The following is a 19100-nucleotide window of genomic DNA, read 5'->3' on the forward strand; positions in this document are numbered from 1 at the left end:
CGATGGAAATTCGCAACGTATTTTGCGTGGGGCGGAATTACCGCCTGCATGCGGCGGAGCTCGGCAACGACGTGCCGACTTCGCCGATGCTGTTCATGAAGCCGTCGCATGCGGCCGTTACGGTGACGGACGGCGTGCTTCTCGTTCCCGGCAACCGGGGAGCGGTCCATTACGAAACGGAGCTCGTCGTCCGCGTCGGCCGGCCTTACGAGCCGGGAATCGCGCCGGACGAGCTGTTCTCGCATCTCACGGTCGGGCTCGACCTCACGCTCCGCGAGGTGCAGGACGGCCTGAAAGCGAAAGGGCACCCATGGCTCGCGGCCAAAGGCTTCCGGAATTCGGCGCCGCTTGGAACGTGGATCGGGTTTCCCGGCGAGACTGTGCTTGCGGATACCGACTTCGGATTAAATTTTAACGCGAAGGAAGTTCAGCGGGGCAACGTGAAAGACATGGTGTTCGGGCTTCGGGAACTTGCCGAATTTACGGGACAAGCCTACGGGCTTGGTCCCGGAGACGTTTTGTTCACCGGGACGCCGGCAGGTGTAGGCTCGCTGTCCGAAGGGGACGAACTGGAATGGTGGTTCGGGGATCGGACGCTCGGAAGCGCGAAAGTCGCGATGGAAGGCAAATGAAAAACGGCCTCGCATGAAGTGCGGGGCCGTTTTTCTATAAGCCGGTTCGTTTATTCCACGTCCGTCAGCTTGCTTCGGATCTCGAGAAGCGCGGGCAGCTCGCGGAAGAAGGCGTCCACGACGTCGGGGTCGAAATGACGGCCCCGTTCTTCCCGGAACAAGGCTTCGATCTTTTCGATCGGCCATGCCGCCTTGTAGACCCTTTCCGCACTTAGCGCGTCGAACACGTCGGCGACTGCCGTGATCCGGCCGTAAATGTGGATATCCTCACCTTTCATGCCGTTCGGGTACCCTTTTCCGTCCCATTTTTCGTGATGTTGTTCCGCCACGATCGCCGCCGCGCTCAGGAGTTTCCGTTTCGATCCCTTCAGCAGCTGGTGCCCGATTTTGGTATGGGACTTGATGATGTCGTATTCCTCGTCGGTCAGCTTGCCGGGCTTGTTCAGAACGGCGTCGGGAATGGCGACCTTGCCGATGTCGTGCATCGGAGAGACCGTCCGGAGCACTTCCGCCTCCGCAACATCCATGCCGAGGGCCAGCGCCAGCACGTAGGAGTATTCCGCCACGCGCTTGACGTGGTTGCCCGTCTCTTTGGAACGGATCTCGCCGATTTCACCCATGGTGGAGATGATCTCTCGCTGGGTGTCTACGATCTCCTGGTGGAGCATGACGGATTCGAGCGACTTGCCGGCGTAGGATGCCGCGAGCGAAAGCAGCTCGAGGTCCCGCTCGGTGAAGTAGTCGACTTCGGTCAGCTTGTTGATCGCTTGGTAGGCTCCGATGATTTCGCCGTCGTTGTTGCGGAACGGAACGGTGATGATCGATTTCGTATGATACCCGGTTTTGCGGTCGTTGTCCGCATTATGCCTGGGATCGTTATAGGCGTCCTTGATGATGATGGATTCCCCGGTCGTGATCGCAGATCCGACCAGCCCGGTACCGAAGGGGATCCGGATTTCGTTCACCCCGTGCGCGACGGTGGTGTACAATTCGTTGCGAACTTCGTCGATGAGCCATACGGTGCAACGATCCGAGAGGATCATTTCCCGGCCCATGTTCGCCATGAGTACCAGAACCCTTTTCAATTCCGTTTCGCTGGCGATTTTCGCCGTATATTCGAAGATGATTTTCAGCAGATCCTCGGATGACAGTTCTTTTTTAAACACGAGCTCCACTCCTAACTTGTTCCCTCCTTTCTATTCGCGCCGAATCGTGTCGAATCCTGCTAAAAGTTGTTTTTTTCTATCAGCGGATAAGGGATAATATCGTCTGGAGAATTCTATCCCCCTTTCAAGGAATGACTCCCTTACTTCGCCAACGGACGGATTTTACAATAAGGGTGTAAGCAGGATCACATACATTCCTATAGGGAGGGTCATCCGCATGAATAGAAAACTGGCATTGGTCATCTCGTCCGTGCTCGCCTTGTCGACCGTACTGGCGGCCTGCGGAGGCAGCAACGACAAAGCATCGCAGAGCCCGTCGGCTTCGGCACCGGCAGCATCGAGCGCAAGCGCTTCTCCGAGCGAGTCCGAGCCGGCGAAAGTCGAGAAATTCGACATATCCCTTCGTCACATCCAAGTCGGCCAAGCGCAGCAATTCCGCAAAGCCATCCTGGACGAAGTCGTGAAGCGGTCGGAAGCCGAAGTTCCGGGCGCTAACTATGAATACGACGCCGTAGAAGACTCCGTTAACCGCTGGACGAAGCTGCCGGCGGAAATGGCCGCAGGCAATCCTCCGAAAATTTTCGACTTGTTCGGCGGTCCGGGCGACGGCCAGAAATACGCGAAAGCCGGCAAGCTGCTGGACGTAACCCCGATCCTTGACGAGCTGGGCATCAAGGACAAATTCACGGACGTCTCCACCTTCGTGGTCGACGGCAAAATCTACGGACTCCCGATCGGCGCAAGCTCCGAAGGCCTGTTCTACAACACCGAAATTTTCTCGAAGTACGGCATCAATCCTCCGAAAACGCTCGATGAGCTCGAAGCAGCCGCCGAAACGCTCAAGAAAAACGGCATCACGCCGTTCGCGATGGGTTCCTCGGCCGCATGGGTTCCGCTCATGATGGTGAACACGATGATGGCCCGTTACGCAGGTCCGGACATCCAAGCCGGCCTGGGCAACGGCACGCACAAATGGAATGAGCCGGAAGTCGTGGCCGCGTTCGCCAAGTACGCCGATTGGGAGAAGAAAGGTTACTTCACCAAAGGCGAGCTGGGCATCGACTACGCCGGCCAAACCGACCAATTCATCACCGGCAAAGCCGGCATGCTCTTCGACGGAACGTGGCGCGCATCCTCCTTCAAGGCGGACGGCGACGCGATCGGCAAAGCGCTGGCGGGCAAAGTCGGATACGTCGCATTTCCGTCGGTTCCGAACGGCAAAGGCGACCAAACGGCCGTCAACTACAACCAAAACAACGGCTACGGCTTCTCGGCCGACTTGAACGACAATGAGCGCGCCGCCGTCAAAGCCTTCATTAAAAACATGTACACGGACGAATTCCAAATCCGCGGCTTCAAGGAAGACGGCGTGCTGCCTTCCATGAAAGTGCCGGCCGACCAACTGACGAGCGACGATCCGGTCATTTCCAAAATCCTGGACGCCAACAAAGCGGCGACGACCGTGTTCCCTCACTTCGACTCCCTGGTCGTCTCCAAAGTCAACGGCGAAGTCGAAAAACAAATCCAGCTGCTGATCGCCGGCAAAGCCACCGCTCAAGAAGTGACGGACGCCATCCAAAAAGTGTCCGACGCCGAAAGAGCAGCCGCACAATAACATCAAGCGAATGGAATACGGGGGCGCCACTCGGCTGCATAAAGTGGCGCCCTTCGTATCTCGGACGGGTGGGGGAGCCATGAAAAACACATTAAAAAATCCCGTAGTTTATTGGGCGTTCGTGCTGCCGAGCCTGGCGCTGTATTTCCTTTTCTTCATCTATACCTTGCTCACTTCGATCGGTTACGGCTTCACCGACTGGAACGCGCTAGAACCGGCCCATTACACCGGTTTCGCCAACTTCAAGCAGGCGTTCGACGACTCGGATTTCTGGGTCGCGGTCAAAAACAACATGTTCTTCCTGCTGTTTTCGGTCGTCCTCCAAGTTCCTCTGATCGTCTTTTTCTCGCTTCTCATCAGCGGAGTTAAAAGATTGCAAGGCCTGTACAAAACGACGGTGTTCATGCCGTCCATTCTATCGACTTCGATCATCGGCATACTGTGGGGCTTCCTGTATCACCCGACGGACGGCTTGTTCAACAAGGTGCTCGGCTTGTTCGGCATCGAGCCGGTCAGTTGGCTCGGCGATACGAAATGGGCCATGTTCTCGATTTTGGTCACGAACGCCTGGCAGTGGATGGGCTTCTACATCGTCCTCATCCTGGCGGCCATTTTGTCCCTTCCCAAGGAAATCAACGAGGCGGCGGCGATCGACGGGGCGACGGGCTATCAGCGCGCGACCCGCATTACCGTTCCTCTCATCATGCCGATCATCTCCGTGGTCATCATGCTCTCGATCGCGGGAGCGATGCGGGTCGTCGATATCGTGCTTGTCATGACGAACGGCGGACCGGCGGGCGCGACGGAGGTCATGGCATCTTATATGGTGAATCAAGGAACGAGGTACGGCGAATACGGCTACGCCATGGCGCTGTCCATCCTGATTTTCGCGATCGCGCTCGTGCTCACGGCCGTCTACCAATTCACGATCGCCAAAAGACAGGAGGGGATCGAATACTGATGCCGGCAGCCATTCGAAAAACGATACCCCATGTCGTCCTGTTGCTTTACGTGGCGGTCATCCTGATCCCTTTTGCCATCGTCGTTTTTTCTTCCCTGAAGGAATCCAACGCGGAGGTCGCGTCCCATCCGCTCGGGTTTCCGAAGGAACTGTTCTTCGACAATTACGTGAAGGCTTGGAAACAAGCCAAGATCAACGTCTATTTCTTCAACAGCCTTTACATTTCATTGTCCGCGGCGGCGGCGGGCGTGCTGCTTGCCTCGGCGACCGCCTTCGCGCTCACAAGAATGAAATTCCTGCGCACGAGCAAATGGATTTACCAATTCGTGCTGATCGGGATGCTCATTCCCGGCAACGTGCTGTTTATCTCGCAATATATCCTGATTCAGAAAATGGGGATCCTGAACACCCACATGGCTTTGCTGCTGCCCTACACGGCCGGCGCCATTCCGTTCAGCATCCTGCTGATCTCCGCTTTCATGCGGTCGGTTCCGGCGGAACTCGAGGAGGCGGCGATCGTGGACGGACTCAGCTCGCAGGGGCTGTTCTTCCGCATCATCCTGCCGCTGACGGTTCCGGCGCTGGTGACGGTGTTCATCATCAACTATTTGGGTAACTGGAACGAGTACCTGCTGTCCAATTTCTTCATCAGCACGGACAGCCTGAAGACGCTCCCGACCGGCATGGTCGGCTTCCGGGACGCGTACCAGACCAACTATCCGCTCATTTGCACGGGCATCGTGTTTTCCGTGCTGCCGGTCGTGGTCCTGTACGCCTTCCTGCAGAAGAAAATCATCGAAGGTTTAACCGCAGGCAGCGTCAAAGGATAAAAAGCAAGCGCCCTGTCTCCATATGCGGAGGCAGGGCGCTTTTCGTTAACCGAGTATGATTTTGCCTTCGGGGTATCGGTACAGATCTTTTTTGGCTTTAGACTGCAGCGCCAGCGCGATCGTGAACGGACCGAGGCGCCCGGCGAACATGAGGAGGATCATGACCGTCTTGCCGAAGACGGTCAGCTGCGAAGTCAAACCGGCGCTGAAGCCGACGGTCCCGAACGCCGAAGTCGTCTCGTACAACACGGTGAGGAAGGGCTGATTTTCCGAAAAGGACAAAATAATGGTGGCGCTCACGACGATGAACAAGCCGACGAACATGACGGTGATCGCCTTGTAGACGAGATCCTTGGAGATCCGGCTGCGGAACAGATCGACGTCCTGTTTGCCGCGGACCATCGTAACGAACGCGGCGGTCATGATCGCGAACGTCGTCACCTTAATGCCGCCGCCGGTCGAGCCCGGCGAAGCGCCGATGAACATCATGATGACCATGAAAAACTGCGTCGCTTGCCTCAGCGACTGGATATCGAGCGTGCTCGTACCCGACGAGCGGAGGCTTGTGGATTGGAACAGGGAAGAGAGCAGCTTCTCCGCGACGGTCAGCGCTCCGGTCGAAGCGGCGTTCGTGAATTCAAAGATGAAAATGATGACGGCGCCGACGGCGATCAGCACGCCGGAAAACGACAACACGACCTTGCTGTGCAAGCTCAGCTTGCGATTTTTCGGATAATCGATCAGATCGGAAAGCACGATGAACCCTACGCTGCCCAGAAAGATCAGGACAATGGAGACGACGTTGAAGTAGAAATCCCCGACGTACGGAGCGAAGCCTCCGATGATGTCGAACCCGGAATTGTTGAAGATGGAGACGGCATGGAACAGCCCGTGGTACAACGCCTTTCCGGGCGGCATTTCCTCCATCCAGTGGAGCGCGAGCAGCACCGTGCCCGCGGCTTCGATGACCAATGAGTACAGAATGACCTTGCGGATCAGCCGCACGATGCCTTCCGTACTGTTCTGGTTGAGGGATTCCTTCAGGACGAGCCGCTCTCGGAACGAGATCTTTTTACCGATCATCAGCGCGATCATGGTCGTCAACGTCATGAAGCCGATGCCTCCGGCTTGGATCAGCAGGAGTAGGACGGCTTGTCCGAAATAGGAGAACGTGGTGCCGGTATCGACGACGACAAGCCCGGTGACGCTCGCGGCCGAGGTGGCGGTGAACAACGCGTTGTGGAAGCTTAAGGTGTGCCCTTCCGCGATAGATATCGGGAGGCAAAGCAGCAGCGTGCCGACGGCGACCAGCAGGGCGAAGCCGAAGACGAGCACTTGCTGGGGAGACCCCCGCGTGATCAAAGTGCGTTTGCGCAAAACGGAACCACTCGTTTCTTTTTCTCGGATGATAGGCTACTCTCATTGTAGCGCATCGAAAATGGAGGGACCAGCGTGATCGTACATTCTTTTCCGCCTGTCGCAGACAGCCGTTCGAAGCTGCTCATTCTCGGAAGCATGCCGGGTACCGCATCCCTTCGAGCCGGCCAATATTATTGGAATCCCCGCAACCATATGTGGGCCATCCTGTACACGCTGTTCGGTGACGGTGTACCGGAACCCGAGTATGATTCCCGCATCGCTTTCGCGCTGCGGAACCGGATCGCGCTATGGGACTCCATCGCGGCATGCGAACGGGAGGGCAGCCTCGATGCGGACATCAAGGACGCGGTCCCGAACGACATTCCGGGCTTGCTTCGCCAATACCCGCAAATCGGCGCGATCGTCTGCAACGGGAACAAATCGTTCGCCGAGCTGCAGAAGCATCACGGCGCCTCTCCGGAGGTCGCCGAACGGCAGGTGCTCAAGCTGCCGTCCACCAGTCCCGTTCCTACGCCCCGGTATCGGGGATTCCCGGACAAGCTGGAGGCTTGGCGAGTGATCAAGGATTTGCTGTAGTAGCTGCCGTAAACGGACGAAAGGCTTGGAGCTCCCTCCGCGCGGAAGGGGTTCCAAGCCTTTTTACTTGCTGCGCAATGTTACTTGCTTGCCGTCATTTGCTCCATTTGCTCGATCAGCCCTTCGAACACGCTCATCGCCTGGCGGATCGGCTCAGGGGAGGACATGTCGACGCCGGCTTTTTTGAGGATGTTAATGGAGAAGTCGCTGCCGCCGCTTTTGAGGAACCCGAGATAACGGTCGACCGCCGGCGCGCCTTCGTCGATGATCTGCTTGGCGAAGCTGGTGGCCGCGGAAAAGCCGGTCGCGTACTTGTAGACATAGAAGCTGTTGTAGAAATGCGGGATCCGCGCCCATTCCATCTCGATGTCTTTGTCCACGACCATTTCGTTGCCGTAATATTTGACGTTCAGGTCGTAATAAATCTTCGACAGCTCCTGAGGGGTCAGGGCTTCGCCTTGCTCCGCTTTCTCGTGGATGATCTTCTCGAATTCCGCGAACATCGTCTGGCGGAAGACGGTCGTGCGGAACTGGTCCGCGTAGTAGGTGAGCAGGTACATTTTTTCCTTCGGATCCGTGGATTTCTCCAGCAGGTAATGCATGAGCAGCGCCTCGTTCAGCGTGGAGGCGACCTCCGCGAGGAAAATCGTGTACTGCGCGTCGCGGTATTCGTTATTCTCGTCGGAGTAGTAGGAATGCAGCGCATGGCCCATTTCGTGCGTGAGCGTGAACATGCTGTTCAGGTTGTCCTTGTGGTTCAGCAGGACGTATGGATGCGTGCCGTACGCGCCCCAGCTGTATGCGCCGCTGCGTTTGCCTTCGTTCTCGTAAACGTCGATCCAATGGTTTTCGAAGCCTTCCTTCAGCGCTTTGCGGTAATCTTCGCCGAGAGGGGAGAGGCTGTCGTACACCGTCTTCTTGGCTTCGTCGTACGTGATGTCCATGTCGAATTCCTCGACGAGCGGCGTGAACAGGTCGTACATGTGCAGCTCTTCGACCTTGAGCAGCTTTTTGCGAAGCGCCATGTAACGGTGCATGAGCGGCAAGTTTTCGTGGATCGTGGAGATCAGGTTCTCGTACACCGACTTCGGAATGTTGTCTCCGTAGAGCGACGCTTCGAGCGCCGACGGGTATTTGCGGGCTTTGGCGTAGAACACGTTCTTCGTCACGTTCGCGCTCAGCGTGGACGCCAGCGTGTTCTTCCACTTGCCGTACGTTTCGTATACGGCCTTGAACGCGTTGCGGCGAACCTCCGGATTGCGGCTCTCCAGGAACTGGATATAGCTGCCATGGGTCAGATCGGCTTCTTCGCCTTTGTCGTTTTTGATCTTCGGGAATTTCATGTCGGCATTGTTCATCATGTTGAAAATCGTGCCGGGCGCCTGCGAAACGTTGCCGACCTGGGCCAGCAGCGATTCTTCGTTTTTGGACAGGACGTGCGGCTTCTGGCGGAGCATCTCTTCCAGCGTCCGCTTGTATTTGGCGAGGGAGGAATCGGCGATGAGGCCGCGGAGCGCGTCTTCGGATAGGCTCAAAATTTCCGGCGTGATGAATGACAAGGCTTCGCCGACTTCGACGCTCAGTTTTTTGGATTTCTCCGACAGCGCCTGGAACTCCGGCTCCGCCGTGTCCTCGTGATGGTGCATGTTCGCGTAGACGTACAGGCGCTCCGTGTGGAGGGAGATTTCGTCTTCCAGCGCGAAGCAGCGGGCGATCGTGGCCGCGTCTTTCAGCTTGCCTTGGAATTCGGCGGCGTCTCCGATGAGTTTCTTCACCTTGGCGTATTCGTCGTTCCATGCGGCTTGGTTCGGGAAAAGGTCTTCGAGCCGCCATACCGATTCTTTCGGCACTTCGCTTCTTTTCAGCACTTGGGTCATCGGGGTGGGTTCCCTCCTCGGATTTAGGGTCATGCACAATAAAGACAACGCCGCCAGGGCGGCGGCGATCGGCAGGGTTTTCGGCTTCATGAAAGGCCTCCGGCGGAATGGAAATGGTTGCCGGATTAGTATGTCCCTGCCGAACGGCTTTATGAACGGCCGGCGCGGAGCTTTACGTTCCGGCCGTAAAGAAGCTGTAAACGATAAGGAAAAAAGCAAATAGGATCAGCAGGATCGAGGCGATGGCCATGCCGCGCCTCAGCGATGCCGGGATTTTGTTGCGGCTGAGGATCAGAATGACCCCGAGCGCGAACGCTGAAATGATGAAAATGAGCGTTGAACTGTCCATGAACGGATATCCGACCTCCTGCGGGGGATGGCTTAAATGGCTCTAAGGGTGTCCATGATTTTGCGGTATTCCTCTTCTCCGCCCGGGAAGTCGTCGGGACGGAACCGCCGGTTCGCCCAATCCATCATTTCGGGCCGGCTCAGGAACTTGTGCGTTTCTTCGCCCCATTGGTCGGAAATCTCCCGGACGACGAGCGTTTTGCCTTGCACTTCCACCGTCAGCATATTGTAGTTGTCGAGCTTGTATACCGTATGTTTTTCGAACATGGGGACTCTCCTGTTTTTGGCAGGGGCTGCCGTTTTTCTCATCATAGAAGAGATGGGCGAAGAAATCAATGTTGCGGCCGTTGACGGAAGGGGCCCCGCGTGGCATGATATGGAAAATCCGCCTCCGGAGGGAGAGCGGGTTTAGCGTACAGTTGAGTTGAGTAGAGCAGAGCCGAGAGGAGAAGAGACGAGATGAGCAAAGAAGTAAGGAAAGAACAAGCGGGCAAGCCGCAGGCGTATCCACAGACGGGCGTCGCCCACACCTGCAGGTCGTATCGGGAATACATGGACATGTTCGCACTAGATGAGGAGCTTCTGCGAAGAGGCCCCGTGCTGGATGTGGCGGGAGGGGCTTCGTCGTTCACGGCGCAGCTTCGGGATATGGGCATAACCGCCGTCGCCGCGGATCCGCTGTACGGCAAGCCGGCGGAAGCCGTCCTGTCTGAGTCGCGCAAGGAAATCGAAGTGTCGTCGGCCAAGATCGCCGCCGCAGCAGCCTCGTACGATTGGAGCTATTACGGTTCGCCGGAGCGGCACCGCCGGCTGAGGGAAGCCTCCTTCGAGCGCTTCGCCGCCGATTTCGTCCGGGAGGATGCCGCCGAGCGTTACGTGGCTGCGTCCTTGCCGAAGCTGCCGTTCGCGGACGGTACTTTCGCTTTGGCCGTGTGCAGTCACTTCCTATTTTTATATGCGGATCAATTCGGCGAAACGTTCCATCGCGATGCGTTGTCCGAACTGCTCCGGGTCGTACGGCCGGGCGGCGAGATCCGGGTGTATCCGCTCGTGTCGCTGAAATGGGAAACCAGCCCATTCCTGCCGGCCGTCGTGAAGGATCTGGAGGCGGTTGCAGACGTTCGGACAGTGCCGTCGAAGCTGCCGTTCACCCCCGTCGCGAGCGAGGTGCTGGCGGCGGTGCGAAAGCGCTGAATCCCAAGCGGGGCGCGGACTTCCCCCGGGTGCTGAGGATATTGCAACTTCAGGCGGATTCGGTTATAATTACCTCATTCGCCGATGACGGCGAGATTTTAGGAGGTTTTTCATTTGAGAGGAACAGTTAAGTGGTTTAACGCAGAGAAAGGCTACGGCTTCATCTCCGTAGAGAACGGCAACGACGTATTCGTTCACTTCTCTGCCATCCAAGGCGACGGCTTCAAAACCTTGGAAGAAGGCCAAGCGGTTGAATTCGAAATCACGCAAGGCAACCGTGGTCCGCAAGCATCCAACGTGGTGAAACTGTAAGTCTCGCGCTGAGCGAAGACTGATTTCATATCACGAACAGAGCACGAAGCCCCTGGCGTTTAGCCGGGGGCTTTCGTCTTTGCGTTGTTTTCTTTTCGCGATCTTCTGCTAAAATATAAGGAGTGCGCTAAAGCCTAGTATAGAAAGCGAGATTGAAACCATGGGACGCAAATGGAATAACATTAAAAACAAAAAAGCGACGAAAGACGCCAATACGAGCCGCGTATACGCCAAGTTCGGCGTTGAAATTTACGTGGCCGCCAAGAAAGGCGAACCGGATCCGGAAGCGAACCGCGCATTGAAGGTCGTTCTGGAGCGCGCCAAAACGTACAACGTTCCGAAAGCGATCATCGACCGCGCGCTCGAGAAGGCCAAAGGCTCGTCCGACGAGAACTACGTGGAGCTGCGTTACGAAGGCTTCGGCCCGAACGGATCGATGGTCATCGTCGACGCGCTGACGAACAACGTGAACCGTACGGCGGCGAACGTCCGCGCGGCCTTCACTAAGAACGGCGGAAACATGGGCGTGAACGGCTCCGTTGCCTACATGTTCGACGAGACGGCCGTTATCGGCGTCGCGGACAAGTCGGCCGATGAAGTGCTGGAATTGTTGCTGGAAGCCGACGTGGACGCGCGCGATATCGTGGAAGAGGAAGACACCGTTATCGTTTACGCCGCGCCGGAACAGTTCCATGCCGTACAGGAAGCGTTCAAGGGCGCCGGCGTCACGGATTTCACGGTCGCGGAAATCACGATGCTGCCGCAGACGGACGTCGAGCTCCCCGAAGACGCGCAAGTCACGTTCGAGAAGCTGATCGACGCGCTGGAAGACCAGGAAGACGTGCAGCAGGTGTATCATAACGTGGATCTTTAAAAGCGGAAAAGCGTGAAGCACACGCCGTTTGCCCTAGGGGCAGGCGGCGTTTTTTTTGTTTAGCAGCGATTCCGGGGAGGGTGCGGTGATGCGATTGTCGTTTAACGAAGCGTTCGATCGGTTTTTGGATCAGCAGAGAAATGAGGCAGCCGGCATGCGGAGGGAGTTGCTGGAGCGGGATTTGACGGGTACGCGCAAATTGTGCGAGATGCTGTGGACGGTTTTCGGTACGCTCGACGATTTGGTGCTGGAGTTCGAGCTGGTCAGCGAGACCGGCGTCAAAATTTACGCGGACGTGTACCACAGGATCTTGCGCATCGTGTTCGAAGCGGAAGGCTATGTCGTTCACGCGGAAAAAATCACCCGCGAAAGGCACTCCTTCGAGCAGATGCGGGTGAGGTCTTTCGTAAAGCACGGCATCAAGTACATGCCGTTCAGCTGGGACGAGCTGGACAAGAAGCCGGACATGTGCGCGAGGTCGGTGTATGAATTGTTGGGCCGGTATGGGGATACTGCGAGTGTTCAATGGATGGAGCTTCCCGTTTATGAACGCGAGATCATCCGATGTGCCGCTATCCATCCCGGTCCCTTCTCCATCTCGGACGCTTGCCAATGGCTTCAATTGGGGGCCGGTCCGACCCGCCAGGTGTTGCGAAACCTGGTCGATAAAAGTCTATTGGTCCCGGAGGGTGGAGGTCCTCATCGCTTCCATAAGCTCCGTCTCTCTGAAGAGGCTACCCGCAGGTGAGCGGGTGAGTTGTGCAAGAAAGTTACATAATTCGGTCCAAGTGGCAGGTGAGCGGGGGAGTTATGCAAGAAAGTTACATAAAACGGTCGAAGTGGCAGGGGGAATGGGAGAGTTATGCAAGAAAGTTACATAAATCGGATGAAAGGGCGGGGGAGCGGGGGAGTTGTGCAAGAAAGTTACATAAATCGGTCGAAGTAGCGGAGGAACGGGGGAGTTGTGTAAGATATGCAACTAGAATAAAAAGTGGACACCTCGTTAAGAGAACACAATAATGAATGTATCTCAGGAGGTGTTCACATGGGTGAACAACGGCAGCGGTTCAATGAGGAATTTAAGAAACAGACGATCAAGCTCCTTCAGGAGCAAGCAAAAACGGTCGAGGAGATCGCCCAGGAGCTCGACATTCCAGCAAGAACATTACATTCATGGAAAGCGAAATATCGTGATTTTAAGAATGAACCCATTGCCTCACTGGATCGCATTAAAGAACTCGAACAACTCGTCAAAGAGCAGCAACGTGAACTTCACGCGAAAGATCGGAAGATCGCTGATGTCGAAGAAGAGCTAACGATTGTAAAAAAGGCAGTGCACATCTTCAGCAAGCCAAAGAACTAAGATTTCAGTTCATTGAAGATCATCGCTCCGAGTTCAATTTGGAGAAGATGTGCGAATTAATGGGGGTTTCCCGGAGCGGTTACTACAAATGGCGGTCTGCTGGTCCAAGTAATCAGGAACTACGTAAGCGTGAACTGATGGGGCGTATTACGTATCACTTTAACGACTCAGAGAAGCGCTACGGCGCTCCCAAAATCACTTTTTTACTGCGCGAGGAAGGTTATACGGTAATTGAGCGGACAGTCGGTTTGTACATGCATGAACTCGGCCTGCGTTCCTGTGTCTCGAGTAAATACAAGGTTCAAACAACCGACTCTAATCACGACTTGCCGATCGCTCCAAACATTCTGAATCAACAGTTTGAAACGCAGCGGCCCAATCAAGTTTGGGTTGCTGACATCACCTACATTCCGTGCAAAGAAGGCCGGCTGTATCTCGCGAGCGTCCTTGATCTTTGCACCCGTGAGATCGTGGGCTGGCGCCTTGAGGACCGTATGACGACCGATCTGGTGCTCGGTGCTTTGCAAGATGCCTATGCAGCCAAGAAGCCGAAGAAGGGGCTTCTCCACCATTCAGATCGCGGGAGCCAGTACGCATCCGATGACTACAAAAAGCAACTTAAAGCTTACAGAATGAAAGCAAGCATGAGTCGAAAAGGCAATTGTTATGACAATGCGTGCATTGAATCATTCCACAGCATCCTTAAAAAAGAACTTATTTACTGCAAACGATTTAGAACGAAGCAACAAGCATACAACGAGATGTTTCGGTACGTTGAGTTCTTTTATAACCGCAAACGGATCCACGGTGCACTGGGATATTTATCACCAGTTCGTTTCGCTTCCAGTTTCAGTAAGAGTAAAGCTAGTTAATTGGTGTCCACTTTCTTGACGTAGGTCCAATAGTTACATAAATAGGGCGGTGAGGACGGTTAACGGAGGCACAAAAAAGAGACTCCCTTAACGGGAGCCTCCTCGTGAATGCCGACTGCTCATACCCCCGCGACGGAGGGCTCGAGCTTGCGGACTTGGTCAATCGTGCCTCCTCCGAGGCATTCGTCGCCGTCATAGAAAACGACGGCTTGGCCTGGCGTGACCGCCTTCTGCGGCTGATCGAAATCGACGCTGAACTCGCCGTTGCCGAGCGGCGTGACGGTGACGCCTTGGTCCGGCTGGCGATAGCGGAACTTCGCCGTGCAGCGGAACGGCTCGCCCGACACGGGGCGGATCCAGTTCACGCCCGTCGCCGTCAGGCCGACGGAGTACAGGCTCGGATGAACGTCACCTTGCACGACGTACAGCACGTTGCGCTCCAAATCCTTGTCGGCGACGAACCAAGGTTCGCCGGTGCCGGATCCGCCGATGCCCAATCCTTGGCGCTGGCCCAGCGTATAATACATCAGGCCGTCATGCCGGCCTTTGACTTCGCCGGTGACGATGTCCACCATGTCGCCAGGCTTGGCGGGCAGATACTGGCTGAGGAACTCTTTGAAGTTCCGCTCGCCGATGAAGCAAACGCCGGTGCTGTCTTTTTTCTTCGCGGTGTACAGCCCGGCCTCTTCGGCGATCCGGCGAACCTCCGGCTTCTGGAGATGCCCGATCGGGAACATCGCCCGGGACAGCTGGTTTTGGTCCAACTGATGGAGGAAGTACGTCTGATCCTTGTTGGCATCCGCGCCGCGAAGCAGCCGATAAGCTCCATCTCGCAATTCGACCTGCGCATAGTGGCCCATGGCGACGACGTCCGCGCCGAGCGCCAGCGCTTTTTGCAGGAATTCGCCGAATTTGATCTCCCGGTTGCACATGACGTCAGGATTAGGCGTCCGCCCTCGGCGGTATTCCTCCAGAAAATATTCGAATACTTTGTCGTAATACTGTTCCTCGAAGTTTACCGTATAATAAGGGATCCCGATTTCGTCGCACACGCGCCGGACGTCTTCCGCGTCCTCTTCGGCGGTGCATACGCCGTTCTCGTCGGTGTCGTCCCAGTTTTTCATGAACACGCCGATGACGTCGAAACCTTGCTTCTTCAGCAGCAAAGCCGATACCGAAGAGTCGACGCCGCCCGACATGCCGACGACGACGCGCACTTTCGAGGGATCCTCGAACCGATTATCGTTTAACACCATTGCATGACAACCTCCTTCCCTGCGGACATGGCCGCAAGTTCTCCTATTTTAACACAACCCCTCGATAAACTCACTTATGGGCGTTTCATGAATATGTCAAGTTTTTTTTGACCACAAAGAGAACAGATGTGTTACCATAGATTTGGAATAGGGATACTGCCTTTTTCGATCCCCAATCGATTACGTGCTGTCTGTCGGCAAGAAAGCGGGTGTTCTCTCTTGAAAATATCAACCAAAGGCCGCTACGGCTTAACGATCATGATGGAACTGGCGGCCAAATTCGGCGAAGGACCAACGTCGCTCAAAAGCATCGCCGAAAGAAACGGGCTTTCCGAACATTACCTCGAACAATTGATCGCTCCCCTCCGCAACGCCGGACTCGTCAAAAGCGTCCGCGGCGCCTACGGGGGCTATGTGCTGTCTAAAGATCCGGAAGGCATCACGTCCGGAGACGTGATCCGGATTCTGGAAGGGCCGATCAGCCCGGTGGATTTCACCGAGGAAGACGATCCGGCCAAACGGGACTTATGGCTTCGCATCCGCGACAGCATCGCGGACGTTCTCGACTCCACGACCCTGTCCGACCTGATCCACTACAAAGGCGAAGGTACGCCGGACAGCTACATGTTCTACATCTAAGCGAGGGAAAGACATGACCTCCATTTATTTCGACCACGCGGCGACGACCCCGATGATTCCGGAGGCCGTCGCCGCTTATGCGGAAGCGGCCGGCGCCGGACCGGGGAACCCGTCCAGCCTGCACGCTTTCGGACGGGCATCGAGAAGCCGGGTGACGGCCGCGCGGGATACGCTCGCTCGGCTGCTCGGCTGTATGCCTTCCGAATTGGTGTTCACGGGCAGCGGGACCGAAAGCGACAACTCGGCGCTGTTCGGCGCCGCCGTTGCCCAGCGCGCCAAAGGCCGGACAGGCATCGTGACCACGGCCGTGGAACACCATGCGGTGCTGAATGCTTGCTTGCAGCTGGAAAAGCAAGGGTTTCGCCTGACCGTGCTTCCCGCCGACGAAACGGGACGAGTATCCCCGGAAGCCGCGGCGGCGGCGATCGACGAATCGACGGCCGTCGTCAGCGTCATGGCCGGCAACAACGAGACCGGCACGCTGCAACCGTACGAGGAGATCGGCAGGATCGCCCGGGAACGCGGCGCGGTCATGCATGTCGACGCCGTCCAGGCGTTCGGCTATGAGCGATGGAACTTACAAAGCCTCCCCGTCGATCTGATCAGCGTGTCCGCCCACAAAATCAACGGCCCGCAAGGGGTCGGCTTATTGTATGTCAAACGGGGAACGCCGTTTCAGCCGCTGCTCCACGGCGGCACGCAAGAACGCGCCCGCCGAGCCGGCACCGAGAACGTGCCCGGCATCTCGGCTTTCGCGGAAGCGGCCAACATCGCCTTCCGCAACATGGACGAGAGGATACGCCATGTCCGCGACGTTCGGGACTCCTTTCTGCAGGCGCTTCAGGCCGAACTGGGCGAAGACGCTTTCCAATTAAACGGACATCAAGAGCTTCGGCTTCCTCATATCGCCAACGTCAGCTTTTTCGGCATGTCGTCGGAAACGCTGCTCATGAATTTGGATTTGGCCGGCGTTGCGGCCTCCGGCGGTTCCGCCTGCACATCGGGCTCCCTACAGCCCTCCCACGTGCTGACCGCCATGAATCTTTCGCGCGAAAGGGTGCAATCCGCCGTGCGTTTCAGCTTCGGATTCGGCAATACTAGAGAAGAAGCGGAAAAAACGGCGAAAATTATTGCAACCATTTCGGCGCGCTTACGTATTAGTTAGCAAGCGCCTGCAAGAAAGAGGTGCCGGCTGTGCTCCAGGCCCAATCCATGATCGGCCTGCCCGTGCTGACAAGTAACGGCGCGAAGGCGGGCAAAGTGAAGGACGTTTGGCTCGACGAATTTTGGAGCATGGCGGGAATCGTGCTCGACAGCCGGGTGCGGCTGCGGAAAGCTTTCAGAGGCATCCGCTGGCCGGATATCGAAACCTGCGGGGAAGACGCCCTCATCCTGAAAGAAGGGCGTTCCGTCACGAAGATGGACAAATCCCTGTTGCTGAGGTCTTTCCTGGGCGGAGTCGTCCGGTTGAAGGACATGCCGGTCATCACGGTGACCGGTCGGCAATTAGGTCGAATATCCGATGTTTACTTTAAGGAGTCCGTGGGTACACCTTTAATAGGCTGTGAACTGACGGACGGTTTTTTAACCGATGTGCTGGAAGGGCGGCGGCGGCTCCTGCTGCCGGATGGGCCCGAGCAAATCACGTTAGGGAAGGATGCCGTATTGGTACCGGCGTCCTATGAACGAGTGTTTACGAGAGACCAAACGCGGAACGCGGAAAGTGACAGGTGAAGACGGATGATGAGATGCCCGAATTGCAATTCCAAGGACATCGGTAAAATCGGTTCCCATCAATTCTATTGCTGGAGCTGCTTTATCGAACTGACGGTGAACGGCGAAAAAATGTCGGTTTACCAAGTCGAAGAAGACGGAACGCTCAGCTCGCTGGACGATCTGTTCTTTAACGAGCCAGTTCCCGAAAGCATTCAAATGAACGGAATGTAAATGGACTCAGCTTTACTGAGAGACCCGGCTTTTCTCGAAAGAGAGGAGCCGGGTTGTTTTCGTTGCGGGGGGTTAGGGGGTTAAGGGAGGCCTCAAGTACATATACTGGAAAAGAGCGCTTGTCCCGGGGGTGGGGGAGATGAACCGGTTTGCCCAAAGTCGCCTATTCGCCGCAATGGTTTACGTCATCCTGGGCTTGACCGCGTTATATTTGCTGGTTCTTGTCCGGCCGATGCTGTGGTCGGTGTACGGTTTTTTCAAAGCCGTACTGACGCCTTTCCTGATCGCTTTGGTGATCTCTTACGTCCTGAATCCGATCGTCAATCTGCTGCATGACCGGAAGGTGCCGCGGACGGCGGCGGTTCTGTTGATCTATGCGGTCTTCGTCGCCTGCGCGGCCGTCGTTCTCGTTAACGTCATTCCGATGTTCATCGACCAGGTCGAGGAATTGAACGAGCATATGCCCGAGTTGTCCATGCGCGCCGAGTCGCTGGCGGACCATTGGAACCGTCACGTCGTTATGCCGGACAGCATCCGGGACGGGATTAACGGCGCCGTGTCCGGGTTCGAGAAGCGGCTCTCCGACGCCGTTTCCGATTTCTTGGGCAATTTGGGCGCCGTCGTCAACGCCGTGTTCCTCGCGATGATCGTGCCTTTCCTGGCGTTTTACATGATGAAGGACATGGATCTGTTCGAAAAAGCGGCGCTTGAATTCGTACCGCGGAACAGCCGCAAGCACGCGATCCGGCTCATGAAGGAGATCGACGCGGCACTCGGCAGCTACATCCGGGGCCAATTCATCGTCTCCTTCTGCATCGGGATACTGGCCTACATCGGATATTTGCTCATCGGCCTGCCCTATCCGCTCCTGATGGCCGGGTTCGTCGCGCTGTTCGACATCATACCGTATTTGGGCCCGTTCCTGGGCGCGTTCCCGGCGTTGATCGTCGCTTCTACGATTTCTTGGAAAATGGTGCTTCTCGTGGTGATCGTCAATACGGTGTGCCAAACGATGGAAAGCAACGTCATCAGCCCGCAGGTGGTCGGACGGACGATGCACATGCACCCGCTGACCATTATTTTCGTGCTGCTCGTGGGCGGAGAATTGGCAGGGGTGGTGGGGCTTATTCTCGCCGTGCCCGTCTATGCGGCCCTGAAGGTGATCGCCCAACACGTTTTCGCCTACTACATCAAGCGAAAAACCGTTTGACAGCGGGGAAATCGGATCGCTATAATCATTTTTGAATTGTACATGCAT

Annotated in this window: 22 protein-coding genes; 16 read left to right on the forward strand and 6 right to left on the reverse strand. The window is 56.3% G+C overall.

Annotation, left to right across the window (positions count from 1 at the left end; all coding sequences use genetic code 11):
* Positions 1-2 precede the first annotated feature (2 nt).
* Positions 3-632, forward strand: coding sequence for a fumarylacetoacetate hydrolase family protein (locus tag EAV92_RS03140; protein WP_123039721.1), 630 nt, complete (start codon positions 3-5; stop codon positions 630-632).
* A 50-nt stretch (positions 633-682) separates the two neighbouring features.
* Here the strand turns inward: EAV92_RS03140 and EAV92_RS03145 are convergent, their stop codons facing one another.
* Positions 683-1798 carry an HD domain-containing phosphohydrolase gene (locus EAV92_RS03145; protein ID WP_241158420.1) on the reverse strand — a complete coding sequence of 372 codons (1116 nt, stop codon included), beginning with the start codon at positions 1796-1798 and terminating at the stop codon, positions 683-685.
* Between the two features lie 217 nt (positions 1799-2015).
* Here EAV92_RS03145 and EAV92_RS03150 point away from each other — a divergent pair, with 217 nt between their 5' ends.
* The 3 genes from EAV92_RS03150 to EAV92_RS03160 all read left to right on the forward strand — a co-directional run bounded on the left by EAV92_RS03150 (position 2016) and on the right by EAV92_RS03160 (position 5204).
* Positions 2016-3413 carry an extracellular solute-binding protein gene (locus tag EAV92_RS03150; protein WP_123039723.1) on the forward strand — a complete coding sequence of 466 codons (1398 nt, stop codon included), beginning with the start codon at positions 2016-2018 and terminating at the stop codon, positions 3411-3413.
* A 79-nt stretch (positions 3414-3492) separates the two neighbouring features.
* Complete coding sequence (locus EAV92_RS03155; RefSeq protein ID WP_123039724.1) at positions 3493-4374, forward strand: carbohydrate ABC transporter permease; 882 nt, start codon at positions 3493-3495, stop codon at positions 4372-4374.
* The gene (locus EAV92_RS03160) at positions 4374-5204 is read left to right on the forward strand and encodes a carbohydrate ABC transporter permease (RefSeq protein WP_123039725.1); all 831 of its coding nucleotides are present in this window, start codon (positions 4374-4376) and stop codon (positions 5202-5204) included. The genes EAV92_RS03155 and EAV92_RS03160 overlap by 1 nt, the downstream gene beginning before the upstream one ends.
* A 45-nt stretch (positions 5205-5249) precedes the next feature.
* Here EAV92_RS03160 and EAV92_RS03165 read toward each other — a convergent pair whose 3' ends face one another.
* A complete protein-coding gene (locus tag EAV92_RS03165; RefSeq protein ID WP_206424277.1) occupies positions 5250-6581 on the reverse strand; it encodes a TrkH family potassium uptake protein in 1332 nt (443 codons plus the stop codon).
* 75 nt (positions 6582-6656) lie between these two features.
* On the opposite strand from EAV92_RS03165, the gene EAV92_RS03170 reads away from it, so the two are divergent.
* A complete protein-coding gene (locus EAV92_RS03170) occupies positions 6657-7160 on the forward strand; it encodes a DNA-deoxyinosine glycosylase (RefSeq protein WP_123039727.1) in 504 nt (167 codons plus the stop codon).
* A gap of 80 nt (positions 7161-7240) precedes the next feature.
* On the opposite strand, the gene pepF is transcribed toward EAV92_RS03170, so the two are convergent.
* The 3 genes from pepF to EAV92_RS03180 form a co-directional block, all read right to left on the reverse strand.
* The gene (gene pepF, locus EAV92_RS03175; protein WP_123043540.1) at positions 7241-9037 is read right to left on the reverse strand and encodes an oligoendopeptidase F; all 1797 of its coding nucleotides are present in this window, start codon (positions 9035-9037) and stop codon (positions 7241-7243) included.
* A gap of 172 nt (positions 9038-9209) precedes the next feature.
* Positions 9210-9386, reverse strand: a complete 177-nt coding sequence (locus EAV92_RS24390) for a DUF3810 domain-containing protein (protein WP_164472619.1) — start codon at positions 9384-9386, stop codon at positions 9210-9212.
* 32 nt (positions 9387-9418) lie between these two features.
* On the reverse strand, positions 9419-9652 hold the full coding sequence (locus EAV92_RS03180; RefSeq protein WP_123039728.1) for a hypothetical protein: 234 nt from the start codon (positions 9650-9652) through the stop codon (positions 9419-9421).
* A gap of 192 nt (positions 9653-9844) precedes the next feature.
* On the opposite strand from EAV92_RS03180, the gene EAV92_RS03185 reads away from it, so the two are divergent.
* The 6 genes from EAV92_RS03185 to EAV92_RS03205 all read left to right on the forward strand — a co-directional run bounded on the left by EAV92_RS03185 (position 9845) and on the right by EAV92_RS03205 (position 14000).
* Positions 9845-10579, forward strand: a complete 735-nt coding sequence (locus EAV92_RS03185) for a methyltransferase domain-containing protein (RefSeq protein ID WP_123039729.1) — start codon at positions 9845-9847, stop codon at positions 10577-10579.
* A gap of 114 nt (positions 10580-10693) precedes the next feature.
* Complete coding sequence (locus tag EAV92_RS03190) at positions 10694-10891, forward strand: cold shock domain-containing protein (RefSeq protein ID WP_123039730.1); 198 nt, start codon at positions 10694-10696, stop codon at positions 10889-10891.
* Positions 10892-11051: 160 nt separating this feature from the next.
* Positions 11052-11765 carry a YebC/PmpR family DNA-binding transcriptional regulator gene (locus EAV92_RS03195; protein WP_123039731.1) on the forward strand — a complete coding sequence of 238 codons (714 nt, stop codon included), beginning with the start codon at positions 11052-11054 and terminating at the stop codon, positions 11763-11765.
* 88 nt (positions 11766-11853) lie between these two features.
* Entirely contained in the window at positions 11854-12513 is a 660-nt protein-coding gene (locus EAV92_RS03200) for a hypothetical protein (RefSeq protein ID WP_123039732.1), read from the forward strand.
* A gap of 297 nt (positions 12514-12810) precedes the next feature.
* The gene (locus EAV92_RS24695) at positions 12811-13128 is read left to right on the forward strand and encodes a transposase (protein ID WP_206424278.1); all 318 of its coding nucleotides are present in this window, start codon (positions 12811-12813) and stop codon (positions 13126-13128) included.
* 11 nt (positions 13129-13139) lie between these two features.
* Positions 13140-14000: an IS3 family transposase gene (locus tag EAV92_RS03205; RefSeq protein ID WP_241158525.1), complete on the forward strand. Its 861-nt coding sequence runs from the start codon at positions 13140-13142 to the stop codon at positions 13998-14000.
* 119 nt (positions 14001-14119) lie between these two features.
* Here the strand turns inward: EAV92_RS03205 and mnmA are convergent, their stop codons facing one another.
* Positions 14120-15256, reverse strand: coding sequence for a tRNA 2-thiouridine(34) synthase MnmA (gene mnmA, locus EAV92_RS03210; RefSeq protein WP_123039733.1), 1137 nt, complete (start codon positions 15254-15256; stop codon positions 14120-14122).
* 219 nt (positions 15257-15475) lie between these two features.
* Between mnmA and cymR the strand changes: the two genes are divergently transcribed.
* The 5 genes from cymR (at position 15476) to EAV92_RS03235 (ending at position 19052) form a co-directional block, all read left to right on the forward strand.
* The gene (gene cymR / locus EAV92_RS03215; protein WP_123039734.1) at positions 15476-15895 is read left to right on the forward strand and encodes a cysteine metabolism transcriptional regulator CymR; all 420 of its coding nucleotides are present in this window, start codon (positions 15476-15478) and stop codon (positions 15893-15895) included.
* 13 nt (positions 15896-15908) lie between these two features.
* Positions 15909-17060, forward strand: a complete 1152-nt coding sequence (locus EAV92_RS03220; RefSeq protein ID WP_123039735.1) for a cysteine desulfurase family protein — start codon at positions 15909-15911, stop codon at positions 17058-17060.
* Positions 17061-17089: 29 nt separating this feature from the next.
* A complete protein-coding gene (locus EAV92_RS03225; RefSeq protein ID WP_123039736.1) occupies positions 17090-17629 on the forward strand; it encodes a PRC-barrel domain-containing protein in 540 nt (179 codons plus the stop codon).
* Between the two features lie 6 nt (positions 17630-17635).
* Positions 17636-17842, forward strand: a complete 207-nt coding sequence (locus tag EAV92_RS03230; protein WP_123039737.1) for a hypothetical protein — start codon at positions 17636-17638, stop codon at positions 17840-17842.
* Between the two features lie 139 nt (positions 17843-17981).
* The gene (locus EAV92_RS03235) at positions 17982-19052 is read left to right on the forward strand and encodes an AI-2E family transporter (RefSeq protein WP_123039738.1); all 1071 of its coding nucleotides are present in this window, start codon (positions 17982-17984) and stop codon (positions 19050-19052) included.
* The last annotated feature ends 48 nt before the right edge of the window (positions 19053-19100 follow it).

Source organism: Cohnella candidum (genome assembly GCF_003713065.1).
Classification (GTDB): Bacteria; Bacillota; Bacilli; order Paenibacillales; family Paenibacillaceae; genus Cohnella; species Cohnella candidum.

Bases quoted from the DNA above. Each gene is read 5' to 3' on its own strand.
- EAV92_RS03140 (WP_123039721.1), top strand. From the start codon at position 3: ATGGAAATTCGCAACGTATTTTGCGTGGGGCGGAATTACCGCCTGCAT.
- EAV92_RS03150 (WP_123039723.1), top strand. From the start codon at position 2,016: ATGAATAGAAAACTGGCATTGGTCATCTCGTCCGTGCTCGCCTTGTCG.
- EAV92_RS03155 (WP_123039724.1), top strand. From the start codon at position 3,493: ATGAAAAACACATTAAAAAATCCCGTAGTTTATTGGGCGTTCGTGCTG.
- EAV92_RS03160 (WP_123039725.1), top strand. From the start codon at position 4,374: ATGCCGGCAGCCATTCGAAAAACGATACCCCATGTCGTCCTGTTGCTT.
- pepF (WP_123043540.1), bottom strand. From the start codon at position 9,037: ATGACCCAAGTGCTGAAAAGAAGCGAAGTGCCGAAAGAATCGGTATGG.
- EAV92_RS24390 (WP_164472619.1), bottom strand. From the start codon at position 9,386: ATGGACAGTTCAACGCTCATTTTCATCATTTCAGCGTTCGCGCTCGGG.
- EAV92_RS03180 (WP_123039728.1), bottom strand. From the start codon at position 9,652: ATGTTCGAAAAACATACGGTATACAAGCTCGACAACTACAATATGCTG.
- EAV92_RS03185 (WP_123039729.1), top strand. From the start codon at position 9,845: ATGAGCAAAGAAGTAAGGAAAGAACAAGCGGGCAAGCCGCAGGCGTAT.
- EAV92_RS03195 (WP_123039731.1), top strand. From the start codon at position 11,052: ATGGGACGCAAATGGAATAACATTAAAAACAAAAAAGCGACGAAAGAC.
- EAV92_RS03200 (WP_123039732.1), top strand. From the start codon at position 11,854: ATGCGATTGTCGTTTAACGAAGCGTTCGATCGGTTTTTGGATCAGCAG.
- EAV92_RS24695 (WP_206424278.1), top strand. From the start codon at position 12,811: ATGGGTGAACAACGGCAGCGGTTCAATGAGGAATTTAAGAAACAGACG.
- mnmA (WP_123039733.1), bottom strand. From the start codon at position 15,256: ATGGTGTTAAACGATAATCGGTTCGAGGATCCCTCGAAAGTGCGCGTC.
- EAV92_RS03220 (WP_123039735.1), top strand. From the start codon at position 15,909: ATGACCTCCATTTATTTCGACCACGCGGCGACGACCCCGATGATTCCG.
- EAV92_RS03230 (WP_123039737.1), top strand. From the start codon at position 17,636: ATGATGAGATGCCCGAATTGCAATTCCAAGGACATCGGTAAAATCGGT.
- EAV92_RS03235 (WP_123039738.1), top strand. From the start codon at position 17,982: ATGAACCGGTTTGCCCAAAGTCGCCTATTCGCCGCAATGGTTTACGTC.